This is a genomic window from Nostoc sp. CCY0012 (assembly GCF_963920855.1).
Lineage (GTDB): Bacteria > Cyanobacteriota > Cyanobacteriia > Cyanobacteriales > Nostocaceae > Cyanocohniella.
In genome coordinates, this window is record NZ_CAWUDM010000225.1 from 1 (window position 1) to 1,626 (window position 1,626).

Annotated in this window: 3 protein-coding genes and 1 pseudogene; all 4 read right to left on the reverse strand. The window is 39.2% G+C overall.

From position 1 onward, the window contains the following. Nucleotides 1-28: 28 nt before the first annotated feature. Nucleotides 29-460: a hypothetical protein gene (locus ACM0OS_RS28825; RefSeq protein ID WP_414546597.1), complete on the reverse strand. Its 432-nt coding sequence runs from the start codon at nucleotides 458-460 to the stop codon at nucleotides 29-31. Further along, entirely contained in the window at nucleotides 448-705 is a 258-nt protein-coding gene (locus ACM0OS_RS28830) for a hypothetical protein (protein ID WP_414546598.1), read from the reverse strand. The genes ACM0OS_RS28825 and ACM0OS_RS28830 overlap by 13 nt, the downstream gene beginning before the upstream one ends. Then, entirely contained in the window at nucleotides 689-1,291 is a 603-nt protein-coding gene (locus ACM0OS_RS28835) for a hypothetical protein (RefSeq protein WP_414545186.1), read from the reverse strand. Before ACM0OS_RS28835 ends, ACM0OS_RS28830 begins: the two co-directional genes overlap by 17 nt. 42 nt (nucleotides 1,292-1,333) lie before the next feature. Further along, nucleotides 1,334-1,626 (reverse strand): annotated as a pseudogene (locus tag ACM0OS_RS28840) (hypothetical protein); the annotation flags it as partial.

Here is a 1,626-nt window from a genome sequence, read left to right on the forward strand (position 1 = left end):
TCAGTCAGACTCCTGGTATACAAGCGGTTCAAGACTTTTCTGCACCACTAAGCTCCAGTGCTTTGATTTTGAGCAGGGCGAATTGGCTATGAATAGCTTTCTCTTGCTTGTCAGTAAGTGATTTACTGATACTGTATGCAGTCAATAAAGCGATACTCCCACCAATTCCAAATAAGTAAGCGGTGCTGTCTTCTGGTGGTAAAACTCTCAACACTCGGATATTAATATCAAATAGTTGATTGCGTCGTTCATTATCAATAATGTGAGCAATTCCCCGGCGCACACTTGACCCTCTACAATCACTGTTTACTCTACAAAATAAAACCTCGCTATGCTTAATTGAGTCGGTGAACAATGGCACAGTTGCAGCTAGTCCACCAACTAACAATGCACCTACTAACAAAGTAGATGCCTTGCGCTCACGCCTGAGATTTTCGTTGAATTGTTCTATCTCTTGCATTGTGCTTTTACCCAAAACAATAGATAAATTCCAGCGATTAAGTACAGCCAATATCCTTGGAGGAATAATCTGGTTTTGGTGATGAAACTGTTTAACACGCCGAGAGTATCAGGAGTAATTAACAAGTTCACCAGTGCATCAATGTTGAAAACAAAGTCAATAAACCCAGTGGCTAAATAGTTGAGCGTGACAACTGTAGCTAAGGAACTAATTAAAATCCCCCAGAAACTATTTATCCTGTACATTTGGATTACCCAGAGATTTAAAATAAATAACTACTGCCATGAAAATTAAAGCAATCAATAGTGAGATATTCATGCTGGGTAACTGCCAAGTTAAACCATTGTTAGCTCTAATTTCTTTGTAGGTTTCAGCAATTGCGTCATGGGTAAGTATTACTTCTTTGGTAATTCTGCTAGTACCTGAAAATGACACTGCACCACCTATAAATAATTTGGCGATTCCTATGAGTGGCTTATCTCCAAAGCCTATTCTCCAATTCTCACTTGATGCCTCAAAATTGAAACTATCTCCTATATGAACTAATCCAGGTATTAAAGCTACGCAAGCACTAAATACCTGAATAATCACCAGTGTTACTCTCAGTTCAAACAGCAACCATGACAAGCTACAGGAACCTACCTGACAAACTAGAAAGAGTATACCGCTATCAATTCGCTTACGAGCTTCGATATCTTCATACAATCGATTTTCGATGTGTTGTAAGTACCTCAAAGTATCTTCATTGGGAGAAGATTCTTGATTGTCTAGCAGTTCTTCTAGCTCCGTTGGTTGCATGGGAGTAAAATCGAATTGGAAAAATTTACTCAATCTTTGTTCCCCAGGATGCTATTACCTGGGGAATTTTATTGTTTAGAATCCTAAAGCTGTACGCAATTGCAGTATTCTGGCTCTTAGTCCTGGTGTCTGGTAGTCTTTCTCAGATATGAGGTCATAACGAGCGCGATCTCCTTTATTCAATCCCTCGTTTAATTCCCTCATTTCGTGCGCTTCATCTGCTGCTATTTGCTTAATTTCAGGTCTATAGGATTGTTCAATTAATGAGGTTTGTTGGTCTATACCTGCTAGATGAGCATCAAGATAGCCTTTGATTTGGGTGTAGTTCATCTGGTATTGATGACGTTGGTTTTCACCCGTTTTAGATG